Raw genomic sequence first — 23,443 nt, forward strand, 5'->3', positions numbered from 1 at the left:
AGCAGGCAAATGTTAACGCGGGCTTGTCAGCCCTTGGTGGGGATCGCGCGGGTGCCCGCGATGGCCAGACCGTAGCCTTCCAGCCCCACGACTTTGGGGACGGGCGAATTGGTCAGCAGTTCGATCTCGCTCAGGCCCAGCGAGGACAGGATCTGCGCGCCCAGACCGTATTGGCGCAGGGTTTGAGGCGACACATCGGCGTCATTGGCGATTTTCATATGGGTGTCGCGCAGCAACACCAACACGCCGCGCCCCTCGCGCGCAATTTCTTCCATGGCAGAGCCAAATTCGGTCGTGCGCCCCAAACCGCCCAAGCCCACCACATCCAGCAGGGGATCAAGCGTATGCATCCGCGTCAGCACAGGGGTATCCCCGGAAATATCTCCTTTGATCAGGGCAATATGTTCAGCCCCCTGGGTGCTGTCGGCGTAGATTTTCATCTCCCATTTACCGCCGAATGCGCCCTCGACGCTTTCTTCGCGCACCACATTCACAAGGTTGTCGTAGCGGCGGCGGTAGGCGATGAGGTCCGCGATGGTGCCGATCTTGAGGTTCTGTTTTTGCGCGAAGGCCACCAGATCGGGAAGGCGCGCCATCGACCCGTCTTCATTCATGATTTCACAGATCACACCGGCGGGCATCAGCCCGGCAAGGCGGGAGATATCAGTCGCGGCCTCCGTATGGCCTGCGCGCACCAGAACACCGCCGTTTTTCGCGCGAAGCGGAAACACATGGCCCGGCGTGGCGATATCGGCCCCCGTTTTGGACGGGTCGATCGCCACCGCAATCGTGCGCGCGCGGTCATGGGCGGAAATGCCCGTCGACACGCCTTCGCGCGCCTCGATCGACACGGTAAAAGCCGTTTCGTGGCGCGAGGAATTGTTGGAGGCCATCAGCGGCAAATCAAGCGCGTCGATCCGCTCGCCGGGCAAGGTCAGACAGATCAGACCGCGCCCGTGCAATGCCATGTAATTCACCGCTTCGGGGGTCGCCATCTGCGCCGGGATCACCAGATCGCCCTCGTTTTCGCGATCCTCATGGTCCACAAGAATGAACATACGCCCGTTGCGCGCGTCTTCGATGATTTCCTCGATCGGGGAAATGGCGGCGGTGTAATCGGTGTCACTCATGGTCGGGGCCTTTTATTCGGGGATCACAGGGGTGATCTGCGGGTGTCTTGGGTGTCTTGGGTGTCAAATATCGCAGCGGGGCGTTTTTGGAAAGCGCCGCCGCAGCGCGACCGCGTCAGGCCTGCCATTCCTGAAGGCGCGCCACATAGCGGGCAAGCGTGTCGATTTCGAGGTTGACCGCATCGCCCAGCGCAATATCGCCCCAAATCGTCACCTCTTTGGTATGCGGGATCAGGTTCACCCCGAAGGTCACCCCCGCCACCTCGTTCACCGTCAGCGAGGTGCCGTTCAGCGCCACCGAGCCCTTGGGCGCGATGAAACGGGCCAAGGCCTCGGGCGCCTGGAACGTCAGGCGCGTGCTGTCGCCCTCGTCGCGCAGATCAATCACACGCGCCACCCCGTCAACATGGCCCGACACGATGTGCCCGCCCAGCTCGTCGCCCAGCCTCAGCGCCCTTTCAAGGTTCAGGCGCGTGCCCACACCCCAGCCGTTCACGTTGGTTTTCGACACGGTTTCTGCCGAAATCTCCATGTCGAACCAATGCTGCCCCCCGGTGGTGCCCATATCGACCACGGTCAGGCAGACGCCGTTGCAGGCAATCGACGCGCCAAGGTCGATGCCCGCCGGATCATAGGCGGTTTCGATCCGCGCTGTCAGATCGCCCTTTTGCGTAAGCTGCGCCACGCGCCCGATGTCGCTGATGATGCCGGTGAACATGTCCAAACCCTTTTCGTGATGCCCAGAGAGGCCCGTTGCTCCAGAGGTAACGGCGCACCCCGCGCTCCACAAGAGCAGCAACACCCCCGTCAGGGCGCCAAACCGCTGAAAAATCCGCAGGGCTGCTGTGCGTTTCTTTGGACACACCGCCCCGCGACATGTCATTTTGCGGTGGCCTTCGGCGCAACTTGGTCACAAATTGACCGCAATCGCGGGGCATTGTTTCCGAAAACCCCCGCAGCGGCAGTCTCCGCCGCAGTCAAGGTGCCCCGCAATCTCGGGCGAAACAGGAAAGAGTTCACGCGCATGGTCGCAAGTCGCGCAGGCGAGACCCCGCAGGTCGCGCCCCCCACTGCCAAAACGCCGAAGGTTTTTGCGATGCTGCAAGGGCCGCATGGGCCGTTTTTCTGGCGCTTGGGGCGGATGCTGCGCTTTGCCGGGGCGCAGGTCTGGCGCATCGGGTTTAACGCAGGGGACCGCGCCTTCTGGTTTGACAGCAAAACCTTTGTGCCCTTCACGGGCGCGCCGGATGACTGGGCCGCAGGCTTTGGCGCGCTGGTGGCCGAAAAAGGGATCACCGACATCGTGCTTTACGGCGACACCCGCCCGGCCCATGCCATCGCCATCGCGCAGGCGCGCAAATTGGGGCTGACGGTCCATGTCTTCGAAGAGGGCTACCTGCGCCCGTGGTGGATTACCTACGAGCGTGATGGCTCGAACGGCAATTCGGCACTTATGTCGCTGAGTGTGGCGGATATGCAGGCGGCCCTTGCCTTGCAGGACCACGATAACACCGAAGCCCCCGCCCATTGGGGCGACATGCGTCACCACGTGTTTTACGGCGCGCTCTACCATTTCTTTGTGCTGTTTCGAAACGGACAGTTTCGCAAGTTCCGCCGTCATCGCGAATTAAGCGTCACACAGGAATTCAAACTCTATTTCAAACGCCTTGCGCTGATGCCGCTGCATTGGGCCACGCGCGTTTGGTCGACGCGGCGGGTCAAACAGGGGGGCTACCCCTACCACATCGCGCTGATGCAGCTGGAACATGACAGCAGCTTCCTGTTCCACTCCCCCTTTGAAACCATGCCCGAATTCATCGAAGCCGTGGTCGCAGGATTTGCCAGGGGCGCCCCCCAGCACCACCATCTGGTGTTCAAGGCGCATCCGCTGGAAACCGGTCGGCGCAATCTTGCGCGCGAAGTGAATGCCCGGGCGCGCGTGCACGGCGTCGTTGGGCGGGTGCATTACGTGCGCGGCGGCAAACTGGCGCAACTGCTCGATCATGCGCGTTCGGCCGTGACCGTCAACTCCACCGCCGCCCAACAGGTGCTCTGGCGGGGCCTGCCCGTCAAAGTGTTCGGCGCGGCCGTCTTTGACAAACCCGAATTCGTCTCCACACAGGATTTACCGGATTTCTTTGCCCACCCCGCGCGCCCCGACACACGTGCTTACCGCGACTATCGCCAGTTTTTGCTCGAGACCAGCCAAGTGCCCGGCGGGTTCTATTCCGCCTCCGGTCGCCGGCAACTTTTGCGCCTTGTGGTGGACATGATGCTTGCCCGCGAAGACCCCTACCAAGCGCTTGCCACGGGCACCGCGGCACCGCGCCAACCGGTCCGGCCTGTGAAATAGGCAAAAAACCGCCCCTGCCCCCCACTAGATAAAGTGTGTGCCCCCCAATGGCCCACACTCCCTACCTCGGCGCGGCAGTCGCGCAACACCTGCCCCATGCAGGTCGCTCCCCCTTGCGCAGGACTGGCAATAGCAGCGGGATTCCGGTAGGTTGAAAGAAAAACTTGAGGCAGACATAGGTCGAGGAGACCAGCAGTGACACACCTGACAAAGCGCGCGGCAAAGGCCGCGCTCCTGCTTGCGCTCACCGTTTCCCTCGCGGGTTGCGGATTGCCGCGTTCAGGTCCCAACAAGAAAGAAATCTTCGCCGGTTCGGTCCTGCGCGAGGGCGATGCCTTCATCGTCAGCGTCAACGACCAGGTGACCCGCGCCACCGCCGTGCAACCGGCTTTGGGCTTTTCGTCCAGCTTTACCACCGCAGGCACGCTTGGCTCGGATACGATCAATGCCGGTGACGTGCTGGGGCTGACGATTTACGAAAACGTCGAAAGCGGGCTGTTGTCAGCGACCGGCATGAACATGTCGCAACTCGCCGAAGTGCAAGTGGACGGCGACGGCTTTATTTTCGTGCCCTATGCAGGGCGTGTAAAAGCCGCCGGAAACAGCCCCGAAGCGATCCGGCGCATCATCACCGAAAAGCTCGACAGCCAGACCCCCGATCCCCAGGTCATGGTCACCCGCGTGGCTGGTGACGGTGCCTCCGTGTCGCTCACCGGTGCGATCAGCGGTCAGGGCGTTTACCCCATCGAGCGCCCCACCCGCACGCTGTCCTCGATGATCGCGCGCGCAGGCGGCGTGGCGATTGCCCCCGACATTGCCCGCATCAAGGTGGTGCGCGGCAATCAGGTTGGTGAGATCTGGTTCAACGATCTGTTTTCCAACCCGCAAAACGACATCGCCCTGCGCAACGGCGACCGCATTTTCGTCGAGGAAGACACGCGCTCCTACACCGCGCTTGGCGCGACCGGCACACAAAGCCGCGTGGCCTTCGACAGCCAGGAATTGTCCGCCCTGGAAGCCATCGCGCAGGTCGGCGGCCTCAATCCGGCGCTTGCCGATCCCACCGGCGTGTTCATCATGCGCAACGAACCCGCAGAGATCGCCGCCTCCGTCCTCGGGCGCAGCGATCTGGTGGGCGCACAGCGCATGGTCTATGTCCTTGATCTGACCGAACCCAACGGCATGTTCATGGCCCGCGACTTTATCATCCGCGACAGCGATACGGTCTATGTCACCGAAGCGCCGTTCAGCCAGTGGAGCAAAACCGTCTCCGCCCTCACCGGCGTTGCGACCTCGGCGGACTCGCTGAACACGCTCGCAGGCAACTAACAACGTGTCGCGATACGATCCGGATCGACCCGCCGCCGAGCAGCCCTCGCGGCGGGTCTTTTTCTACAATCTGGGCTTTGCGCGCGATAAGCGCCTGCGCCGGATTATGGCCTTGGCGGGTACCCCGCTGCATCTGGGGCGTCCGCGCGCCGATGATGGCGTGGCCGTTTGGGGCCATTCCCCCTACGCCGCGCGTGGCGAGGCGGTCGCGGCCAGATACGGGGCCGCGGTTTTGCGTGTCGAGGATGCCTTCCTGCGCTCCGTCCTTCCCGCCCGCGCTCCGCGTGAAAGAGGCGTGGACCCCGGGCCGATGGGCCTGCTGATCGACAGGCGCGGGGTGCATTTCGACAGCCGCCAGCCCAGCGATCTCGAACACCTTCTGGCAAGCGACCCGCTGGATGACGCGGCGCTGCTTAACCGCGCGCGCGCGGCCATGGATTGGATGCGGATGTCGCATTTGTCCAAGTATAATGCCTATTCCTTGGAAAAACCGCTTCCGAATGCGCCATATGTGCTGGTCATTGATCAGACACGGGGTGACGCTTCGATCAAATACGGCGGTGCGAATGACGAGATGTTCGCCGAAATGCTTGTCTTTGCGCAGGAAGAAAACCCCGGTGCCAAGATCATCATCAAAAGTCATCCCGAAACCAGCGCCGGCGCGCGCAGCGGGCATTTCGGCCCCCAACATCTGCGCCCGAATGTGGAAATCCTGACCGATCCCGTCAGCCCCTGGGCGCTGATGGAGGGCGCCATTGCGGTCTACACCGTCTCGAGCCAGATGGGGTTCGAGGCGATCCTAGCCGGCCACCGCCCGCGGGTGTTCGGCCAACCGTGGTACAGCGGTTGGGGGCTGACGCAGGATGAAAACCCTGTGGCGCGCCGTGAACGCCGCCTGACGCGGGCACAACTTTTTGCGGGGGGGATGATGCTCTACCCCCATTGGTATGACCCCTACCGCGACCGCCTCTGCGAGATCGAGGATGTGCTGGCCGCGCTTGAAGCGCAAACCCGCGCGTGGCGCGAAGATCGCCACGGCTATGTCGCCTCCGGCATGCGCCTGTGGAAACGCCGCAGTTTGAGCCGGTTTTACGGGGGCAACATCGTCTTTACCAACCGGCCAAAGCGGATCGCCAAACTCAAGGCTGACGGGCGGCGGGCCATGATCTGGGCCGCGAAGGGCAACGCCGATCTACGGGTCGAAGACGGTTTTCTGCGCTCCAAGGGCTTGGGCGCGGACCTTGTTCCGCCTGCCTCGCTGGTCGCGGATGACTGCGGGATCTACTACGACCCGCAAAGCCCCTCGCGACTGGAAAGGATGATCGCTGACAACACCGACCTGCCCCTGCACAAATCGAACAGAGCAGAGGCGGTTTTGACGCGGATCACCCGAGCATCTTTGACCAAATACAACATTGGCGGGGATGCCCCCGCATTACCCGAGGGGCAGCGCATCCTCGTCGTCGGGCAGGTCGAAGATGACGCCTCGATCAGAACCGGTGCGCAGGAAGTCCGCACGAATGCCGCCCTGTTGCAGGCCGCCCGTGCCGCTCGCCCGGATGCCATCCTGATCTATAAACCCCACCCTGATGTTGAAAAAGGCCTGCGCGCGGGCGCCGTGGACAGCGCCGCGACCTTGGCCGATGTGGTGGTCCCCAAAGCCGATCCTGTGGCGCTGATCGCGGCGGTGGATGAGGTCTGGACCATCACCTCTCTCCTGGGCTTTGAGGCGCTGTTGCGCGACCGCAAGGTTGTCACGCTTGGCGCGCCTTTTTATGCGGGATACGGGCTGACCGAGGATCGCGGCAGCGTGCCTGCGCGCCGTGGGGGGCGGGCCGGCCTTCTTGCTCTCATCCACGCCGCCTACATCGACTACCCGCGCTATTATGATGCCAAAACCGGCCTGCCCTGCCCTGTCGAAGTGATCATCGACCGGCTGGAAAGCGGCACGGTGCCGCGCAGCGGATTGGCGTTGCGACTGCTTGCCAAGGCTCAGGGCGCTGCGGCCAGCTACGCCCATCTGTGGCGCTAGAGCGGCGTCGTGCTGCGCCAGATCGACAAAACATCCGACCCCAGCCGGTCGATGCGCTGCAACGCAAAGCGCGGTGCGCGGGCCAGATGTTGCAGCCCCAGCGCGCCCACGACCGAAACACCTTCGGCGCCGATCATCGCCCCAGCCGCATAGGCGTGGACCTCATCGACTAAATCCCCCGCAAGCAATGAGGCCGCGAGGCCGCCGCCGCCCTCGCAATACACCCGCGTCAGCCCGCGTTCCCCCAAGGCCGTCAAAGCGGCGCTGGCGCTGACAGCCCCGCGGGACAGCGGCACTTCGATCAGCTGCGCACCCAGATCGCCCCACACACGGCGCAGCTCCGGGCTTGCCTGCGGGCCGTGGATCAGCCAGAGCGGCACATCGCGCGCCGTGCGCGCCAAAGCGCCCGAAAGCGGCAGATCGAGCATCCGGCTCAATACCACGCGCACCGGCTGGCGATCATGGCCGATCTCGCGCACGGTGAGCGAGGGATCATCGTGACGCGCAGTCCCGCCCCCGACCATCACCCCGTCATGGGCCGCGCGGTCCGCATGGACACGCCGCCGCGCCAATGGCCCCGTGATCCACTGGCTTTCGCCACTCGCCGTGGCAATTTTCCCGTCCAGAGTACTGGCAAATTTCAAGGTCACCATCGGGCGGCCGCGCAAGATGCGGCTCAGAAAGCCGATCTGGTCCGATGTCGCCTCTTTTTCGCAAAGCCCAACCCCAACCTCGACGCCCGCTGCGCGCAATTTTGCAAAACCCTTACCATTCACGCGCGGATCGGGATCGCCCAGCGCGCAGACCACCCGGGAGATGCCCGCCGCGATCAGCGCCTCGCTACACGGTCCGGTTTTGCCGGTATGCGAACAGGGTTCCAGCGTGACATAGGCCGTGGCGCCGCGCGCCTGCGCGCCCGCTTGTGCCAGAGCCATCGCTTCGGCGTGGGGGCGCCCCCCGTCCTGCGTCCAGCCCCGCCCGATGACGCGCGCGCCCTTCACCAAGACGCAGCCCACAGCCGGATTGGGCCAAACGCGGCCCAAGCCGCGCCGCCCCAAGGCCAGAGCATGGCGCATGTGGTCGATGTCGCAGGCGCTCACGCTTTACTCGGGGTCGAGTTGCGGACGCAGCTCGGAGACAAATTTGTCAAAATCATCCGCGGCTTGGAAGTTTTTATACACGGACGCGAAACGCACATAGGCGACCGTGTCGATCCGCGCGAGGCTTTCCATCACGATCTCGCCGATGGCTTTGGAGGGGATGTCGGTTTCGCCCAGACTCTCGAGACGCCGCACAATCCCCGAAATCATCTGGTCCAGACGCTCGGGATCAATGGGGCGTTTTTGCGCGGCGATGCGGATCGACCGCTCCAGTTTCGTGCGGTCGAAATCCTCACGCCGTCCGTTGGTTTTGATCACCACAAGGTCGCGCAACTGGACGCGTTCATAGGTTGTGAACCGCCCGCCACAGGCCGAACAGAACCGCCGCCGCCGGATGGCAACATGGTCTTCTGCCGGACGTGAATCTTTAACTTGAGTGTCTACATTTCCGCAAAATGGGCAACGCATGTCGCAACTTTCCCTCTACCGCCTCGTGATGCTGGGGTCTGATGCCCCAGTTATCCACAGGAACTATAGGCGAGCCGCCACATCTTGGGTAGAGGGTAAATGATTCGCTAATTGTAGGATCAGCGCAGCAGCGCCACGACCTCGCGGGTCTGCGCGCGGGCACGATGTTCGAAAAGGTATAGTCCTTGCCATGTTCCAAGCGTCATACGCCCGTTTATGACCGGAATAGACAAGGTGATCGGCAACATCGCGGCCTTGATATGGGCGGGCATATCGTCCGGCCCCTCATAGGTATGCGTGAGATAGGCCATCGACGGGTCGCTGGTCGGCGGCACAAGGCGGTGAAAAAACGCCGCCAGATCGCTTTGCACTTCGGGATCGGCATTTTCCTGAATGAGCAACGAGGCAGAGGTGTGGCGCACCTGCAGCGTCAACAGGGCTTCACGCGCATCGGCTTGCCTTACCCAGGCAACCACATCGCGGGTAAATTCATAAAGCCCCGCCCCCGCCGTCTGGATCGTGAAATTCATGTGCATAGGCGCTCCTCGGGCCGTGATCACGGCACTGTCATCTTGAAACGGTTCGACCTGGTCTAGCCTTTGGGGGCACCTGCAAACCGGATGGAGACAGTCTATGACCCAGAACCCCACGCCCACAACGCCCCCGCGCCTCAGCGCCAAAGATTTCCCGCCAGAACTGCTGCAACTTTACGATTTCTACGCCCACGGCAAGATCACCAAACGTGATTTTCTGGAAAAAGCGGGCCGCTACGCGCTTGGCGGGCTGACCGCCATCGCCGTTCTGAACCTGATGAAACCGAACTACGCGCTGGCGCAACAGATCGATTTTACCGATCCAGATATCATCGCCGAATATATCACCTATCCGTCGCCAAACGGACATGGTGAGGTGCGTGGCTACCTCGTGCGCCCCGCTGTCGAGGGTGTCGCCGTGGTCGAGCCGAAAGGGGGCGTTGTGGTGGTTCACGAAAACCGTGGCCTCAATCCCTATATCGAAGATGTCGCGCGCCGCACCGCCAAAGCGGGATTTGTCGCGCTGGCCCCTGACGGGTTGTCGAGCCTTGGCGGCTATCCCGGAAACGACGACAAGGGCCGCGAATTACAATCGCAGGTCGATCCTGAAAAGCTGATGAACGACTTTTTTGCCGCTGTCGAATTCCTGATGGCCAGCCCGATGGTGAATAGCAAAGTCGGGATCACGGGCTTTTGCTACGGCGGCGGTGTCGCCAATGCCGCCGCGGTTGCCTACCCCGAATTGCGCGCGGCGGTGCCGTTTTACGGACGCCAACCCGACCCGCAGAGCGCCAAGGACGTCAAAGCGGCGCTGATGCTGCACTATGCCAGCCTGGATACGCGCATCACCGATGGCTGGCCCGCCTACCAAGAGGCATTGGACGCCGCGGGCATCCCCTATGAGGCTTTCATTTATGAAGGCGTCAACCACGGGTTCCACAACGATTCAACCCCCCGCTATGACCCGCAAGCGGCAGAACTGGCCTGGTCACGCACCATTGACCTGTTCAACGCGCAGCTGGCCTGAGCGACAGGGCGGGGCTGACGCGCGCGGCCCCGCTACCCTAATGCCTCAAACTGCACGCGCGCGGCGCGAATGTCCTCGGCGTGCAGATTGGCCCAGTCGATGAGCGCCCCGATGGGCTGCAAGACGGACTGCCCCAGCGGGGTCAGACTATATTCCACCGAGGGTGGTTTGGTGTCGAAAACGCGCCGCGCCACCATTCCGTCGCGTTCCAGATCGCGCAGCGTCTGCGTCAGCATCCGCTTTGAAATATCCGGTAATGCCCGCCCTAACGCATTGAACCGTTGTGGTGCCTGCGACAACTCCATCAGCACCAGAGTTGTCCATTTGGACGCGACATGGTCCAGCAGGTTGCGCACGGGGCAATTTTCCAGCCCCGCCACATGCAACTCGCGCTGCATTTTGAGCCTGTCCAAGCGGCTCATGGTGCCCGTGTCACGCATGGTGGTTCCCTTCGTGTTCCCTTGTTCCCAAATCCTGCCTCCTTTTCAGCGGCAGATAGAGTCTCATATTGAGACCTATAACTGATTCGAGACCAAAAAGGAAAACATCATGTCCACCACCTACCTCATCACCGGCGCCACGGGCCAATTGGGCCAAAAAGTGACCGCTACCCTGGCCAAAACCGTGCCAGCCGCGCAGATCCGCGTTCTGGCGCGCAAAGAGGCCGATGTCGCCGCGTTGCGCGCTCTGGGCTATGACGCGCGGCTTGCCAGCTACACCGACACAGCGGCGCTATCTGCCGCGCTCAAAGGGGTGGATCGGCTGCTGCTGATTTCCTCCAGCGAAGTGGGCCAGCGCGCGGTCCAGCATCGCAACGTCATCGACGCCGCAAAGGCCGAAGGGGTTAGCTTTATCGCCTATACCTCGATCCTGCGCGCCGATAGCTCGCCCATGGCGCTGGCGGGCGAGCATCTGGAAACCGAAGCCATGCTCGCCGCCTCGGGCCTTTCCTTTACGCTGCTGCGCAACGGCTGGTATTCGGAAAACATCACCATGACAGCGGCGCAAGACCTTGAGCTGGGGCAACATTTCGGCGCGGCCGGTGCGGGAAAGTTTTCGACCGCCAGCCGTCAGGACTATGCCGAAGCCGCAGTGGCGGTGCTTTTGGGCGGGCACGATGGCACGGTGCTGGAACTGGCGGGCGATAGCGCCGTCACCCTGTCGGACTATGCCGCTATTCTGTCGAAAGCCTCTGGCAAACCGGTGACCTACACCGATCTGCCCCAAGCCGATTTCGCCGCTGCCCTGAAAGGCGCGGGCCTGCCCGAGGGGCTTGCAGAGATCTTGGCCGATTCAGACGCGAAAGCGGCCGAGGGCTGGCTGTTTGACGACAGCAAAACGCTCTCGAACCTGATCGGCCGCCCGACCACGCCGATCGGCGACCTGCTGTAACCCGACAACAAAAAGGGCGCCTTTGCGGGCGCCCTTTTTCGATTGTCCGACCTGTGGCCGTTTACTGATCGAGGAAGCTGCGCAGCTTGCGCGAGCGGCTGGGGTGTTTCAGTTTGCGCAGCGCTTTTGCTTCGATCTGGCGGATGCGTTCGCGGGTGACCGAGAACTGCTGACCCACTTCTTCCAGCGTGTGGTCGGTGTTCATGCCGATGCCAAAGCGCATCCGCAAAACCCGTTCCTCGCGCGGGGTAAGGGACGCCAGCACGCGGGTCGTGGTTTCCTTCAGGTTCTCCTGAATGGCGGAATCCAGCGGCAGGATCGCGTTCTTGTCCTCGATGAAATCGCCAAGCTGGCTGTCTTCCTCATCGCCAATCGGCGTTTCGAGAGAAATCGGCTCTTTGGCGATTTTCATCACCTTGCGCACTTTTTCCAGCGGCATTTGCAGCTTTTCGGCCAGCTCTTCGGGGGTCGGCTCGCGGCCGATCTCGTGCAGCATCTGGCGCCCGGTGCGCACCAGCTTGTTGATCGTTTCGATCATATGCACCGGAATACGGATGGTGCGGGCCTGATCGGCGATCGAGCGGGTGATGGCCTGACGAATCCACCAGGTCGCATAGGTCGAGAATTTATAGCCGCGACGATATTCGAACTTATCGACGGCCTTCATCAGACCGATGTTGCCCTCCTGGATCAAATCGAGGAATTGCAAACCACGGTTGGTGTATTTTTTCGCAATCGAAATCACGAGGCGCAGGTTGGCCTCGACCATTTCCTTCTTGGCCTGACGCGCTTCCTTTTCGCCCTTTTGCACCTGTTGGACGATGCGGCGGAATTCGGTGATGTCGACGCCGACATAGGTGCCGACCTGCGCCATCTCGCCGCGCAGTTCCTCGATCTTGGGTGTGAAGCGCTCCATCAGCGTTTCCCAGCCGCGACCGCTTTTCTGGTTCATCCGCTCCAGCCAGGTGGGGTCCAGTTCGTAGCCGCGATATTCCTCGATGAATTCGCGGCGGTTGATCCGCGCCTGATCGGCAAGTTTGACCATGCCGCTGTCGATCATCATCAGGCGTTTGTTGATGCCGTAAAGCTGGTCGATCAGCGCTTCGATCCGGTTGTTGTGCAGGTGCATCGAGTTGACCAACTCAACGATTTCGCTACGCAATTTCTGATAGGCCGCTTCTTCGCGCTCGGAAAAACTGTCATCCTCGTTGAGGGTCGCGGACATCCGCAGATCCTGCATTTCCGAGAGCAGCGCATAGTCGTCCGCAATGCGATCGAGGGTTTCAAGCACGCGCGGTTTAAGCGCCGCTTCCATCGCCGCAAGCGACATGTTTTCTTTTTCGTCTTCGTCGTCATCGTCATCGGAGGCAATCGGGTTGCCATCGGCGTCGAGTTCGCTTTGTCCGCCCGACTGCTGCTCGCCCGCGTTGGCCGCGGCAGGGGCGGCGCCCAGACCTTCGACCACGCCCGCGTTTTCGGCCTCTTCCTCAAGCGAGCCGCCAAAGGTCGCATCAAGGTCGATCACATCGCGCAGCAAAATGTCTTCCGACAAAAGTTCGTCGCGCCAGATCGTGATCGCCTGAAAGGTCAGCGGGCTTTCGCACAGACCCGCGATCATCGTGTTGCGACCGGCTTCGATCCGTTTGGCGATGGCGATCTCGCCCTCGCGCGACAGCAGTTCGACCGAGCCCATTTCGCGCAGATACATGCGCACGGGGTCGTCGGTGCGATCCAGCTTTTCGGTTTCGGAATTGGCCAGCGTGACATCGCGCCCGCCCGAAGCCACCTGCACCAGATCACCGCCCGCAGCGGTGTTGGAGGCGTCCTCGTCCTCGACATCCTCGTCCTCGATCACGTTGATGCCCATTTCCGACAGCATCGACATGACGTCCTCGATCTGCTCGGAGGACACCTGTTCGGGAGGAAGCACTTTGTTGAGCTGATCGTAGGTGATGTAGCCCTTCTCGCGAGCGTCTGCGATCATCTTTTTGACCGCAGTCTGGCTCATGTCGAGCATGGCTTCCTGATCCTGATCGTCAGTCTTCTGGTCGTCGGTATCTTTAGCGGCCATCAGGCACTCCTCATCCAGAACGCGCCCCGTCATCCGAAGCGTTGGTGTCGGGCCGTTTGCGGAGCATCCCCCGCGCAACCCGCCGCAAATTCCAGCGTTGCCAGCGTGCACAACACACATCTGGCGGTTCCTCATTTCGACCAGCGGGGACAGGCGCAGCCTATCCCTGATGGCTTAGCGAATCATTAACCTCGAATCAGTGATTCGCACTCCCATATATCCTTAAGTGTTTCAGGGCTGATCCACCAGAGAGGGGCGGGCGTTGCGCTTGGGGTGTGTTAAGACCCTGATCGAGGTTCACTTTCGTTTCGACAAGCTAATGTTGGACAGCAGCGTGTCGAGGGCATTTCGTTCATTTCGACGCATGGGCGCGCCATTTTTACCGAAATCATATTCGGCGGTGTCTTCGGCTTCCGAGCGGGTTGCCCGGCCCAGCGCCTCGGCAGATTGCCCCAAGCGCCAGGTCAGCCCCTCGTCGTCGCCCTGATCCTCGCGGATCGAATCCAGAGCCACGGCAAGTTCGGAGCGGTGGCCCCGTTCGGCGCGCAGCTTTGCCAGTTCTTCGCTGACGCATTGCTGGGCCATTTCCGCATTCCCCGGCTTTCGCACGGGGGGCGCAATGGTTACGTGGCTTAGCGACATCAGCTTTTCAAGGGCCACAGCGCCGACATCTTGCAAGACCTGCGCGCGCAGGGCCTCGGCGTCCTCTTCTTCGGCGTGGCGCAACAGGCTTGAGAGGATCGCGCGGTGGTCGTCTGTGGTCAGGTCCAACCCCTCCAGCGGCGCGAGAAACGACAAGATGACCTGCGGCGTCACCAAAAGCGTCGCCAGGATCACCGCCTCGCGCAGGTAGTCGGCATAGGCCGCATCGCCCCCCACGAGGGCCGAAGCCATCGCTTCGGGGGTCGGCACGGCGGGGGGCACGAATTTGCCAAACCGCCCCTTGCCCCCTGCGCCAAAGGTCGACTGTGGCGTGAAAGGGCGTTTGCCGCCCTGCCCGTTTGCGCCTGCGCCCTGCGCTTGCGGTTTCTGGCGGAAAAACTGCCACAGCTTTTGCTTGATTTCGGCCTCGTAATGTTCGCGCAAAAGCCGGTCCTCGATGCGCGCCGTCGCCTCGCGCAGCGCCTTTTCAAGGCCCGCCTTGCGTTCGGGGCTGTCAAAAACCTTGCCCTCGACCTCACGGTTCCACAGCAGGTCAATCAGCGGCCTTGCACCCTCGATCACCTCCTGCATGGCCTGCGCACCCTTGGCTTTGATCAGATCGTCGGGATCAAGCCCCTCGGGCAGAACCGCAAAGCGCAGCGACTGCCCGGGCGCGAGCATGGGCAGGGCAAGGTCGATGACCCGAAGGGCCGCGCGGATGCCCGCCTTGTCGCCATCCAGCGCGATGATCGGCTCGGGCGAGATGCGCCACAAAAGCTGCAGCTGCGTTTCGGTCACAGCGGTGCCAAGGGGCGCCACCGTCGCCTCGAACCCCGCGAGCGAGAGGGCAATCACATCCATGTAGCCCTCGGCCACGATCAGGGGCTGCCCCTTGCCGCAGGCCACGCGTGCGGGACCGTGATTGTACAGCGAGCGCCCCTTGTCAAAGAGGATCGTTTCATTGCCGTTTAGATATTTCGCCCGCGCCTCGGGGTCCATCGAGCGGCCCCCAAAGGAGATGCAGCGCCCTTGGGCATTGCGGATCGGGAACATGATCCGCCCGCGAAACCGGTCATAGGGGCTGCGCCCGTCGTCGGGTTTGGCGGCAAGACCCGAGGCCAGCAGCTTGTCCATCGACACGCCCTGCCCCGTCAGATGGCCGATCAGCGCGTTGCCCTCGGGCGCGAAACCGATGTCGAATCGGTCCTGATCCGCCTCCGACAATCCACGCTTGGCCAGATAGGCGCGCGCCTGCGTGGCCGCATTGGTTTTGAGCGACAGGCGATAAAAGCGCACCGCCGCCTCCATCACATCGGCCAGTTCGCTGCGCTCATCCGCCTTTTCCTGAGCACGCGGATCGCGGGCGGGCATCTGCATCCCCGCCTCCGTCGCAAGGATTTCAATCGCCTCCATGAAGCCGACATTTTCGGTTTCGCGCACAAAGGAAATCGCATCGCCCTTGGCGTGGCAGCCAAAGCAGTAATAGTAGCCTTCGCGGTCTTTCACGTGGAAAGAGGCGGATTTTTCCTGATGGAAAGGACATGGTGCCCACCAATCGCCCTGTCCCTGATTGGACTTGCGATTGTCCCACAGGACTTTGCGCCCGACCACCTGCGCAAGCGAGGTGCGGGTCCGAAGCTCATCAAGGAAACCGGGTGGTAGACTCATGCGCGTAGTATCCCCCCGCACGCCGCGCGCCGCAAGGGTGCGCAACCGCCAAAGCGCCCCGCCCGCGCAGCCGCCCAAGGACGGCTTCCGGGGAGGGTCTGGGGGAGGGGTCTGGGGGCAGGCCCGGGGAAGGCTCGGGGGCGGGCCTTGGTAACCTTTTGGGCAAGACCCGCACATTTGCGCCCCAACGCTGCCCTTTGAGGCGGCCAGACCTGCGTTACCCCCCGCGCAACCACCCCGTTTTCAACGTCAAAGCCGAATCACATTGCCTTTTAATCAAATGCTTTCGACCCGTGCGGCGCAGGCTTTGCGGCCCCGCCCTGTCGGCAATGTGGCAGCATCAGGGCAGCCCTTTCGCAATGAGCAACAATTGACCCAACCCCCGCCACTTTGTCGCCCCAGTTCTCGCCAATACCTCAATAGAGTTGGAAGAGGAGTGGCAGAATGCCTTATACACAACGCAAGAGATCGGAACTGGGCCGTCTCGAAACGTGGTTGGGGGCGCCACTCCTGAATTGGAGCATGGTGCTATGATGGGTCGTCTTTTTTCAAGGCGTGGAACGGCTGAGACACAGGATGTGATCCGCGAAGCGGTGCGTCCGGTTGTGGCAGCGCGTAGTGTGTCGTCCACTTTGCGGATGAGCACGGCAAAATTCGTACGGGCCGACGATGGCTCTATCGCCATTCTGACCGTCTTTATGATCGCCATGATCGGCGGCCTTGCGGGGATGGGCGTTGACCTGATGCGCCACGAAGCGATGCGGACCCGTGTTCAGAACACGCTGGACCGCGCGATTCTCGCAGCGGCCAGCCTGAAAAACACCCAAGACCCCCAAACGGTCGTGAACGACTATTTCCGCGGCGCCGGCATGGAAGGCGCGTTGACCACCATTACGGTCGACGAGGATCTGGGCTACCGCACCGTCACCGCCGAAGCGATTTTCGAAATGGACACGCTGTTTTTCAGCTGGGTCGGCATCGACACGCTCAACATCAACGTCGCTGGCACCGCCGAGCAGCGGATTTCGGATCTGGAAATCTCGCTCGTGCTCGACGTGTCGACCTCGATGGAAGGCACCAAACTGGGCCAGCTCAAAACGGCCGCCAAAGAATTCGCCGATACGGTGTTCGACGCTTCCGAAGAAGGCGCCGTTTCCGTGTCCGTCATTCCCTATTCCACGCAGGTCAGCCTTGGCTCGACGCTGGCGCCGGAATATGCGCTGACCACCGAACACGCCTATTCTGCCTGTGCCGAATTCGCCGAGGCCGATTTTTCCTCGACCAGCATCGATCCGACCGCCTCGTTGCAGCGCGCCACGCATTTCGACCCCTTCACAGGGTCCAATACCAATCCCGAGATCAAATCGCCGATCTGTGCCACCACGGAGTCGCAGGCGATCATGCCGTTGTCGGGTTCCCTTGATGCCGTCAAAAGCAAGATCACGAACCTCAATGCGAAAGGGAACACCTCTATCGACCTCGGGATCAAATGGGGCACGGCCCTGCTCGACCCCGAAACCGCCCCCGTGGTGCAGAGCCTCGTCAGCAAGGGCAAGCTCGATCAATCCTTCATCAACCGCCCCGCGTCCTATGACGACAGCGCGACGATGAAGGTGATGGTGGTGATGACCGACGGTCTCAACACCCAGCAATACCGGATCAACGACAGCTACACCTCCGGCATGTCGGATGTGTATGTCGATAGCGCCAACCGCAGCAACATCGCCTTCCAAATCGTGAAAGAGGAATGCACCAAGACCTACGTCAGCACCGGCCGGCGCAGCGGGTACTACCGAACGACCTGTGAAGACGTGACATCCTACTATTACCCCGCCTCGCGCAACTATTCCTCGAATGCGCCGGGGGGAAGTCGCGCCACACAGCTGAGCTGGGTTGATGTCTTTGGCTCCATGTCGCTCTATTTCCACGCCTATGGCCGCTACACCATGTCGGGCAACGCGAACGACTATTACCACTGGTACACCTACGCGATGGGCGGCCCTGACACCTCGGAAAAAGACACCCGCATGAGCGCGATCTGTTCTGCTGCAAAAGACGCAGGGATCATGATCTTTACCATCGGCTTCGAAATCGAGGACGACTACGAACCCGGCCTCAAGGCCTGCGCCTCTTCGGCCAGCCACTACTACCGCGTCGAGGGGATGGAAATTGCCGAAGCCTTTAACGCAGTTGCCGCGAAACTTACTCAATTGAGGTTGGTGCAATGACGCAGTCGATGTTCAAACTCCCCGCACGCCTCGCCCGCCCCTTCAAGCGCTTCAAACGCGATGAAAGCGGCGCTGCGGCGACGGTCGAGCTGGTCTTGATCTACCCCGCCATCCTCTTGTTGATGATGGTCGGCTATGAAATCAGCTACCTCTCGGTCAGCCAGGCCATGCTCGAACGGGGCCTTGATATGGCCGTGCGCGATCTGCGCCTTGGTCGCACGGGCCAGGTGACCCCGGCCAAACTGGCCTCTGCGACCTGCGAATATGCCCGCTATGTGCGCAATTGCGAAAGCCGCATCATCGTCGAACTGGACCCGGTGTCGACCGATGACTGGTCCATGCCCAACCCCTGGGCGATGTGTGACGCCCAAAGCGCCACTTCGGCCAATCCCGATAGCAAGTTCGACAAGGGCAATGAGAACGAACTGATGCTGGTGCGCGCCTGCATCATGGCCAATCCCGTCTTCCCCGTTGCGGCGCTGTTCAGCTCCAGCAGCACCGATGATGGCGCTTATCCGCTGTCGGCCAACTCGGCCTTTGTCAACGAACCCAACATTTAAGGAGGCCCGAGATGATCCGCTTTAGCAAACGCCTTGCGACCCGCATCCGGACCTTTGGCAAGGACACCGACGGTTCCTACACAGTAGAAGCCATGTTCATGCTGCCGCTCCTGATCTTTTTCATGATGGCGCTCTATGTCTATTTTGCAGGCTACCGCGCCAAGCTCACGTCGGAAAAGGCCGCCTATGTGGTTGCCGATCTTCTGTCGCGTCAAACCGATGAAGTCGACGCAAAGTTCGTGGATGGCATGGGCGATGTCTTTGCCTATCTGACCCGCTCGGACAACAGCGGGCTGACGGCCTCCTCGGTGCGCTGGAGCGAAAGCGTGAACAACGGCGCCTATGTGATCGAATGGTCGCAAAGCACCGGCACACGGGGCGCGCTGACCTCTGCGCAACTCAGCGACTATGAAGACCGCCTGCCAACGATGGTGGATGGCGAAACCGTCGTGATCATCCAGACCAGCGAAACCTGGAGCCCGCCCTTCGATGCGGGGGTCGCACAGACCGAATTCGACAATTTCGTCGTGACCTCTCCGCGCTTTGCCGCTCAGGTCGCCTGGGCGAACTAAGCGCCGCCTGTCGCGACACCGCCCAAAACAGCAAGGGCCGGCCTTTCGGGGCTGGCCCTTTTTGCGCCTTCACCGGCGCGTGCCACACCACATTGCGCAGGACCAAAGGCACGGCTAGGGTGCGCCAAACCCCAACAGGAACCGCAGATGATCCACCCGCGCGCCAAAGCCCTCCGCCTGACCGAATTGGCCTGCTGTCGCGCAGGATTGGCGGGCCTGTGCCTGTGGCTTGCGGGCTGCACGCCGCCGCCCCAACTCGATGCCGCCCTTTCCCGGCAGGCCTTGGGCGCGGACTATCCCGTTTTGCTGCCGACGGCTGATTTCGCGGCAACGCCCGAGGCCACAACCAGCCTCACGGCGCAAGGCGCTGCGCTGGAGGCGCGCGCGGCAGCCCTACGCGCGCGCGCCGACACCCTGCGGGCGCAACCGCTGTAGACACCGCCTTTTGCGGCCTGTCGCGGCCCGTTGCAGCCTGTCGCGCGGTCCGACATTGCACCAAAGGGATTTCCCCGCTAACAGAACGCGATCCATTTCGACCATCCAACAGACCAAAGCCGGAGCCAATCCCATGACCCCCACCGACAAGAGCCAATCCCCCCTGCGTCTCGGCATTGCGGGTCTGGGCACCGTCGGCATCGGCGTGGTAAAAATCATCGACAAAAAAGCCGCCCTGCTCGAAGCGCGCACTGGCCGTAAAGTGGTCATCACCGCCGTTTCTGCCCGTTCCAAAGACAAGGACCGCGGCGTGGATCTGTCGGCTTACGCGTGGGAAAGCGATCCGGTCGCCTTGGCCAAACGCGACGACATCGACGTGTTCGTCGAACTGATGGGCGGTGCAGATGGCCCTGCCAAAGATGCCACCCAAGCCGCGATTGCCAGCGGCAAGGATGTCGTCACGGCAAACAAAGCCATGCTGGCGCTACACGGGCAGGAACTGGCAGAAGCCGCCGAAGCGCGCGATCTGGTGATCCGCTTCGAGGCGGCGGTCGCTGGCGGCATTCCAGTCGTCAAATCCCTGACCGAAGGCCTTGCGGGCAATGAAATCAAGCGCGTCATGGGCGTGATGAACGGCACCTGCAACTACATCCTCACCCGCATGGAAGAAACGCGCCAACCCTATGGCGTTCTGTTCGACGAATGCGCCAAACTCGGCTATCTCGAAGCCGATCCGACGCTCGATGTGGGCGGCATCGACGCAGGGCACAAACTGGCGCTGCTTGCGGCCATCGCCTATGGCACGCAGGTCGATTTCGACGCGATCACCATTGAGGGCATTCAGGACATCACGCTCGATGACATCGAACAGGCCAGCGAACTTGGCTATAAAATCAAACTCTTGGGTGTGGCGCAAATGTCTGCGCGCGGCCTTGAGCAACGCATGACCCCCTGCCTTGTGCCCGCAACTTCGCCGCTGGGGCAACTGGCGGGCGGCACCAATATGGTGGTGCTCGAAGGCGACGATGTCGGGCAGATCGTGCTGCGCGGCGCAGGCGCGGGCGAAGGCCCGACCGCCTCTGCCGTCCTGTCGGATATTTGCGACATCGCGCGCGGGATTCGCATGGCGACCTTTGGTCAGAACGCCAGCGCGCTGGTCGCCGCCAAACCCGCGATCGCCGCCATCCCTGCGCCCTATTACCTGCGCCTCGAACTTGAGGACAAACCGGGTGCCTTGGCCAAGGTCGCCTTTGCACTCGGCGATGCGGGCGTCTCCATCGATCAGATGCGCCAATACGGCAATGACGACCAATATCCCGACACCTCGCCCGTGGTGATTGTCACCGATGCCTGTATGCGTTCCTCGCTCGACCTTGCCATCGAAGCCGCCCGCAAGACCGGCGTTCTGGCCTCCGATCCGGTCGCGATTCGCATCGAAGAAGTCTAAGCCTGTGCGCCGAGCGAGGTGCAAAGCCGATTGCGCCCGCCCCCGTTCCAGCGCCATAAGGGCGCATGAGTGATTTTCTCGACATTTCCGCCTCCCTGACGGGCCGCCGCTGGGTCGGCCCTTCCGCCGCCGAAGACCGCGCCGCCGAAGCGATGGCGCAGGGGACCGGCCTCCCCTTGCCGCTGTGCCTGACCCTTGCCAAACGCGGTGTCGCGCAGGAGGAGGCAACGGGCTTTCTCGATCCCAAACTCAAAGAGCTGCTGCCCGATCCGCGCAGCCTTCGGGACATGGAAATCGCCGCGACGCGGTTTCTAAAGGCGGTGAAACACCGCGAGCGCATCGCGATTTTTGCCGATTACGATGTGGACGGCGCGACCTCTGCGGCGCTTTTGATCGTCTGGCTGCGCGACATGGGGTTGAGCGCCACGCTCTATATTCCCGACCGCATCGACGAGGGCTACGGCCCCAATGACGCCGCGATGTCGGCACTGGCGCGCGAACACGATCTGATTGTCTGCGTCGATTGCGGCACCCTGTCCCATGCCCCGATTGCCGCTGCACAGGGGGCCGATGTCGTCGTGCTCGACCACCACCTGGGCGGGGAAACCCTGCCGGATTGCGTGGCGGTGGTGAACCCCAACCGTCAGGATGAAACCGGCGACCTTGCGCATCTTTGCGCGGCGGGCGTGGTGTTTTTGATGCTGGTCGAAGCCAACCGGCAAATGCGGCTTGAGGGGGCGCAGGGGCCAAACCTGATGCGCTACCTCGATCTGGTCGCGCTTGGCACCGTGGCCGATGTTGCGCCGCTGGTCGGGGTGAACCGTGCCCTCGTGCGCCAGGGACTAAAGGTCATGGCCAACCGTGAGCGCATCGGGCTGACGGCGCTTGCGGATGTCAGTCGCATGGACACCGCGCCCAACGCCTACCACCTTGGGTTTTTGCTGGGGCCGCGCATCAACGCCGGTGGCCGCGTGGGCCGCGCCGATTTGGGGGCGAAACTGCTGACCTGCACCGATGAACACGAGGCCGCAGCACTTGCCGCCCAGCTGGACGAGCTGAACACCGAGCGGCGCGAGATCGAGAACCGCGTGCGCGAAGCGGCCATCGAGCAGGCTACGGCGCGGGGCCTCGACGGGCCGCTGGTCTGGGCTGCAGGCGAAGGCTGGCACCCCGGCGTGGTCGGGATCGTTGCCTCGCGCCTCAAGGAATCAACCAACCGCCCCGCTGTCGTCATCGGGCTTGAGGACGGCATGGGCAAAGGATCGGGGCGCTCCATTTCGGGCGTCGATCTGGGCGCATCGATCCAACGGCTGGCCGCCGAGGGGCTTTTGGTCAAAGGCGGCGGCCATAAAATGGCGGCAGGCCTGTCGGTCGAGGAATCACGCCTCGAAGCGGCGATGGAGCGTCTGGGCGAATTGCTTGCCAAACAGGGCGCAGGGCTGGCCGGTCCGGCTGATTTGAAACTCGACGGCCTGTTGATGCCAGCGGCGGCGACGCTTGATCTGGTGAACCGGATCGAGGCGGCCGGTCCCTTCGGGGCCTCCGCCCCTGCCCCGCGTTTTGCCTTTGCCAATGCCAAGATCCTGCACACCCGCCGCGTGGGCGAAAGCCACCTGAAAGTGACCTTTGGCGATGGCTTTGGCGCGAAAATCGACGCGATTTCTTTTGGGGCCTATGACGGTCCCCTCGGGCCGCGTCTTGAGGGGCACAGGGGCGCGCCCTTCCATCTCGCGGGGCGGCTCGAGATCAATCAATGGGGCGGGCGCCAGTCGGTGCAACTGCGACTGGAAGATGCCGCAGAGCCGGTGCATCGCTGAAATCACAGAGCAAATCGGATATTTTTAAAAAATTCGAACAAGGCGGAAATTTCTACTTGCACTGAAAAGCGCCCTGCCCTAAATACCCGCTCACACCAAGCGCGGCCCGTTCGTCTATCGGTTAGGACGTCAGGTTTTCAACCTGAAAAGAGGGGTTCAACTCCCCTACGGGCTGCCATTGGTGCTTTTTTCAGCACTGCTCGCAAAGTGTGAAAATCGCCTCCCCCTCACCGCGAAGCTTCGATTACCCCCGTAGTTTTCCACAGGCTTTTGCAGCTTCTTCCCCTGTTGTCCACAGATGTATCCCGTGCCCGCCGCTCATGGCCCCTGCTGATGGGGCTTTCTGCACCGCGGCGTAAAAACTCTTGTTTTCAGGTAAAATCTCCTCTTGCACTCGCGCGGCGAACCCCCTAAACACCCCACACACCAAGCGCGGCCCGTTCGTCTATCGGTTAGGACGTCAGGTTTTCAACCTGAAAAGAGGGGTTCAACTCCCCTACGGGCTGCCACTTTTCCCCATCATGTATAACTTTCCCGTGACGGGGTTTTTTGGCCGCCGCGCGGACAACTGTGCCGCTTTTTCGTGCGTTTACGCCGCGAGTGGCCTAGCCTGCTGTCAGGCGGGCGTGCGGCTCTGTT

At 62.1% G+C, this 23,443-nt stretch carries 19 protein-coding genes and 2 tRNA genes; 13 read left to right on the forward strand and 8 right to left on the reverse strand.

Features of this window, described 5'->3' with window-relative positions; translation table 11 throughout:
* Positions 1-26: 26 nt before the first annotated feature.
* Entirely contained in the window at positions 27-1,130 is a 1,104-nt protein-coding gene (ribB, locus tag AQS8620_RS06630; RefSeq protein ID WP_085836063.1) for a 3,4-dihydroxy-2-butanone-4-phosphate synthase, read from the reverse strand.
* Between the two features lie 115 nt (positions 1,131-1,245).
* Complete coding sequence (locus AQS8620_RS06635; RefSeq protein ID WP_085836064.1) at positions 1,246-1,848, reverse strand: riboflavin synthase; 603 nt, start codon at positions 1,846-1,848, stop codon at positions 1,246-1,248.
* A 306-nt stretch (positions 1,849-2,154) separates the two neighbouring features.
* On the opposite strand from AQS8620_RS06635, the gene AQS8620_RS06640 reads away from it, so the two are divergent.
* The 3 genes from AQS8620_RS06640 (at position 2,155) to AQS8620_RS06650 (ending at position 6,844) form a co-directional block, all read left to right on the forward strand.
* Complete coding sequence (locus AQS8620_RS06640) at positions 2,155-3,483, forward strand: capsule polysaccharide biogenesis protein (protein WP_085836179.1); 1,329 nt, start codon at positions 2,155-2,157, stop codon at positions 3,481-3,483.
* A 195-nt stretch (positions 3,484-3,678) separates the two neighbouring features.
* Entirely contained in the window at positions 3,679-4,812 is a 1,134-nt protein-coding gene (locus AQS8620_RS06645; protein WP_085836065.1) for a polysaccharide biosynthesis/export family protein, read from the forward strand.
* Between the two features lie 4 nt (positions 4,813-4,816).
* A complete protein-coding gene (locus AQS8620_RS06650) occupies positions 4,817-6,844 on the forward strand; it encodes a capsule polysaccharide biogenesis protein (RefSeq protein WP_442319878.1) in 2,028 nt (675 codons plus the stop codon).
* On the opposite strand, the gene ribD is transcribed toward AQS8620_RS06650, so the two are convergent.
* From ribD to AQS8620_RS06665, 3 genes are all read right to left on the reverse strand, one after another.
* Positions 6,841-7,920, reverse strand: coding sequence for a bifunctional diaminohydroxyphosphoribosylaminopyrimidine deaminase/5-amino-6-(5-phosphoribosylamino)uracil reductase RibD (ribD, locus tag AQS8620_RS06655; RefSeq protein ID WP_085836181.1), 1,080 nt, complete (start codon positions 7,918-7,920; stop codon positions 6,841-6,843). The genes AQS8620_RS06650 and ribD overlap by 4 nt on opposite strands.
* A gap of 27 nt (positions 7,921-7,947) precedes the next feature.
* The gene (gene nrdR, locus AQS8620_RS06660; protein WP_085836066.1) at positions 7,948-8,412 is read right to left on the reverse strand and encodes a transcriptional regulator NrdR; all 465 of its coding nucleotides are present in this window, start codon (positions 8,410-8,412) and stop codon (positions 7,948-7,950) included.
* 119 nt (positions 8,413-8,531) lie between these two features.
* Entirely contained in the window at positions 8,532-8,948 is a 417-nt protein-coding gene (locus AQS8620_RS06665; protein ID WP_085836067.1) for a secondary thiamine-phosphate synthase enzyme YjbQ, read from the reverse strand.
* Positions 8,949-9,045: 97 nt separating this feature from the next.
* Here AQS8620_RS06665 and yghX point away from each other — a divergent pair, with 97 nt between their 5' ends.
* Positions 9,046-9,972 (forward strand): YghX family hydrolase, encoded by a 927-nt coding sequence (gene yghX, locus AQS8620_RS06670; RefSeq protein WP_085836068.1) that lies wholly within the window; start codon positions 9,046-9,048, stop codon positions 9,970-9,972.
* 32 nt (positions 9,973-10,004) lie between these two features.
* Here yghX and AQS8620_RS06675 read toward each other — a convergent pair whose 3' ends face one another.
* Entirely contained in the window at positions 10,005-10,412 is a 408-nt protein-coding gene (locus tag AQS8620_RS06675; protein ID WP_085836069.1) for a winged helix-turn-helix transcriptional regulator, read from the reverse strand.
* 109 nt (positions 10,413-10,521) lie between these two features.
* On the opposite strand from AQS8620_RS06675, the gene AQS8620_RS06680 reads away from it, so the two are divergent.
* A complete protein-coding gene (locus AQS8620_RS06680; RefSeq protein ID WP_085836070.1) occupies positions 10,522-11,364 on the forward strand; it encodes an SDR family oxidoreductase in 843 nt (280 codons plus the stop codon).
* Between the two features lie 61 nt (positions 11,365-11,425).
* Here AQS8620_RS06680 and rpoD read toward each other — a convergent pair whose 3' ends face one another.
* Together rpoD and dnaG are read right to left on the reverse strand one after the other, a co-directional pair.
* A complete protein-coding gene (rpoD, locus tag AQS8620_RS06685; RefSeq protein WP_085836182.1) occupies positions 11,426-13,435 on the reverse strand; it encodes an RNA polymerase sigma factor RpoD in 2,010 nt (669 codons plus the stop codon).
* Between the two features lie 297 nt (positions 13,436-13,732).
* Complete coding sequence (gene dnaG / locus AQS8620_RS06690) at positions 13,733-15,745, reverse strand: DNA primase (RefSeq protein ID WP_085836071.1); 2,013 nt, start codon at positions 15,743-15,745, stop codon at positions 13,733-13,735.
* A 530-nt stretch (positions 15,746-16,275) separates the two neighbouring features.
* On the opposite strand from dnaG, the gene AQS8620_RS06695 reads away from it, so the two are divergent.
* The 8 genes from AQS8620_RS06695 to AQS8620_RS06730 all read left to right on the forward strand — a co-directional run bounded on the left by AQS8620_RS06695 (position 16,276) and on the right by AQS8620_RS06730 (position 23,313).
* On the forward strand, positions 16,276-17,973 hold the full coding sequence (locus tag AQS8620_RS06695; RefSeq protein ID WP_085836072.1) for a TadE/TadG family type IV pilus assembly protein: 1,698 nt from the start codon (positions 16,276-16,278) through the stop codon (positions 17,971-17,973).
* On the forward strand, positions 17,970-18,533 hold the full coding sequence (locus tag AQS8620_RS06700) for a TadE/TadG family type IV pilus assembly protein (RefSeq protein WP_085836073.1): 564 nt from the start codon (positions 17,970-17,972) through the stop codon (positions 18,531-18,533). The genes AQS8620_RS06695 and AQS8620_RS06700 overlap by 4 nt, the downstream gene beginning before the upstream one ends.
* 11 nt (positions 18,534-18,544) lie before the next feature.
* On the forward strand, positions 18,545-19,105 hold the full coding sequence (locus tag AQS8620_RS06705) for a TadE/TadG family type IV pilus assembly protein (protein WP_085836074.1): 561 nt from the start codon (positions 18,545-18,547) through the stop codon (positions 19,103-19,105).
* A 147-nt stretch (positions 19,106-19,252) separates the two neighbouring features.
* Positions 19,253-19,540 (forward strand): hypothetical protein, encoded by a 288-nt coding sequence (locus AQS8620_RS06710; protein ID WP_085836075.1) that lies wholly within the window; start codon positions 19,253-19,255, stop codon positions 19,538-19,540.
* A gap of 133 nt (positions 19,541-19,673) precedes the next feature.
* Entirely contained in the window at positions 19,674-20,987 is a 1,314-nt protein-coding gene (locus AQS8620_RS06715) for a homoserine dehydrogenase (protein WP_085836076.1), read from the forward strand.
* A 65-nt stretch (positions 20,988-21,052) separates the two neighbouring features.
* Positions 21,053-22,804, forward strand: coding sequence for a single-stranded-DNA-specific exonuclease RecJ (gene recJ, locus AQS8620_RS06720; protein ID WP_085836077.1), 1,752 nt, complete (start codon positions 21,053-21,055; stop codon positions 22,802-22,804).
* Positions 22,805-22,907: 103 nt separating this feature from the next.
* Positions 22,908-22,982 (forward strand) — tRNA-Glu (locus tag AQS8620_RS06725).
* A 256-nt stretch (positions 22,983-23,238) separates the two neighbouring features.
* Positions 23,239-23,313, forward strand: a tRNA-Glu gene (locus AQS8620_RS06730).
* Positions 23,314-23,443: the final 130 nt, after the last annotated feature.

The sequence above is a fragment of the Aquimixticola soesokkakensis genome (genome assembly GCF_900172375.1).
In the GTDB taxonomy this organism is placed as follows: domain Bacteria; phylum Pseudomonadota; class Alphaproteobacteria; order Rhodobacterales; family Rhodobacteraceae; genus Aquimixticola; species Aquimixticola soesokkakensis.

Bases quoted from the DNA above. Each gene is read 5' to 3' on its own strand.
- dnaG (WP_085836071.1), bottom strand. From the start codon at position 15,745: ATGAGTCTACCACCCGGTTTCCTTGATGAGCTTCGGACCCGCACCTCG.
- ribB (WP_085836063.1), bottom strand. From the start codon at position 1,130: ATGAGTGACACCGATTACACCGCCGCCATTTCCCCGATCGAGGAAATC.
- AQS8620_RS06710 (WP_085836075.1), top strand. From the start codon at position 19,253: ATGATCCACCCGCGCGCCAAAGCCCTCCGCCTGACCGAATTGGCCTGC.
- AQS8620_RS06640 (WP_085836179.1), top strand. From the start codon at position 2,155: ATGGTCGCAAGTCGCGCAGGCGAGACCCCGCAGGTCGCGCCCCCCACT.
- AQS8620_RS06680 (WP_085836070.1), top strand. From the start codon at position 10,522: ATGTCCACCACCTACCTCATCACCGGCGCCACGGGCCAATTGGGCCAA.
- AQS8620_RS06715 (WP_085836076.1), top strand. From the start codon at position 19,674: ATGACCCCCACCGACAAGAGCCAATCCCCCCTGCGTCTCGGCATTGCG.
- AQS8620_RS06665 (WP_085836067.1), bottom strand. From the start codon at position 8,948: ATGCACATGAATTTCACGATCCAGACGGCGGGGGCGGGGCTTTATGAA.
- AQS8620_RS06700 (WP_085836073.1), top strand. From the start codon at position 17,970: ATGACGCAGTCGATGTTCAAACTCCCCGCACGCCTCGCCCGCCCCTTC.
- ribD (WP_085836181.1), bottom strand. From the start codon at position 7,920: ATGCGCCATGCTCTGGCCTTGGGGCGGCGCGGCTTGGGCCGCGTTTGG.
- rpoD (WP_085836182.1), bottom strand. From the start codon at position 13,435: ATGGCCGCTAAAGATACCGACGACCAGAAGACTGACGATCAGGATCAG.
- recJ (WP_085836077.1), top strand. From the start codon at position 21,053: ATGAGTGATTTTCTCGACATTTCCGCCTCCCTGACGGGCCGCCGCTGG.
- AQS8620_RS06635 (WP_085836064.1), bottom strand. From the start codon at position 1,848: ATGTTCACCGGCATCATCAGCGACATCGGGCGCGTGGCGCAGCTTACG.
- nrdR (WP_085836066.1), bottom strand. From the start codon at position 8,412: ATGCGTTGCCCATTTTGCGGAAATGTAGACACTCAAGTTAAAGATTCA.
- yghX (WP_085836068.1), top strand. From the start codon at position 9,046: ATGACCCAGAACCCCACGCCCACAACGCCCCCGCGCCTCAGCGCCAAA.
- AQS8620_RS06675 (WP_085836069.1), bottom strand. From the start codon at position 10,412: ATGCGTGACACGGGCACCATGAGCCGCTTGGACAGGCTCAAAATGCAG.
- AQS8620_RS06695 (WP_085836072.1), top strand. From the start codon at position 16,276: ATGATGGGTCGTCTTTTTTCAAGGCGTGGAACGGCTGAGACACAGGAT.
- AQS8620_RS06705 (WP_085836074.1), top strand. From the start codon at position 18,545: ATGATCCGCTTTAGCAAACGCCTTGCGACCCGCATCCGGACCTTTGGC.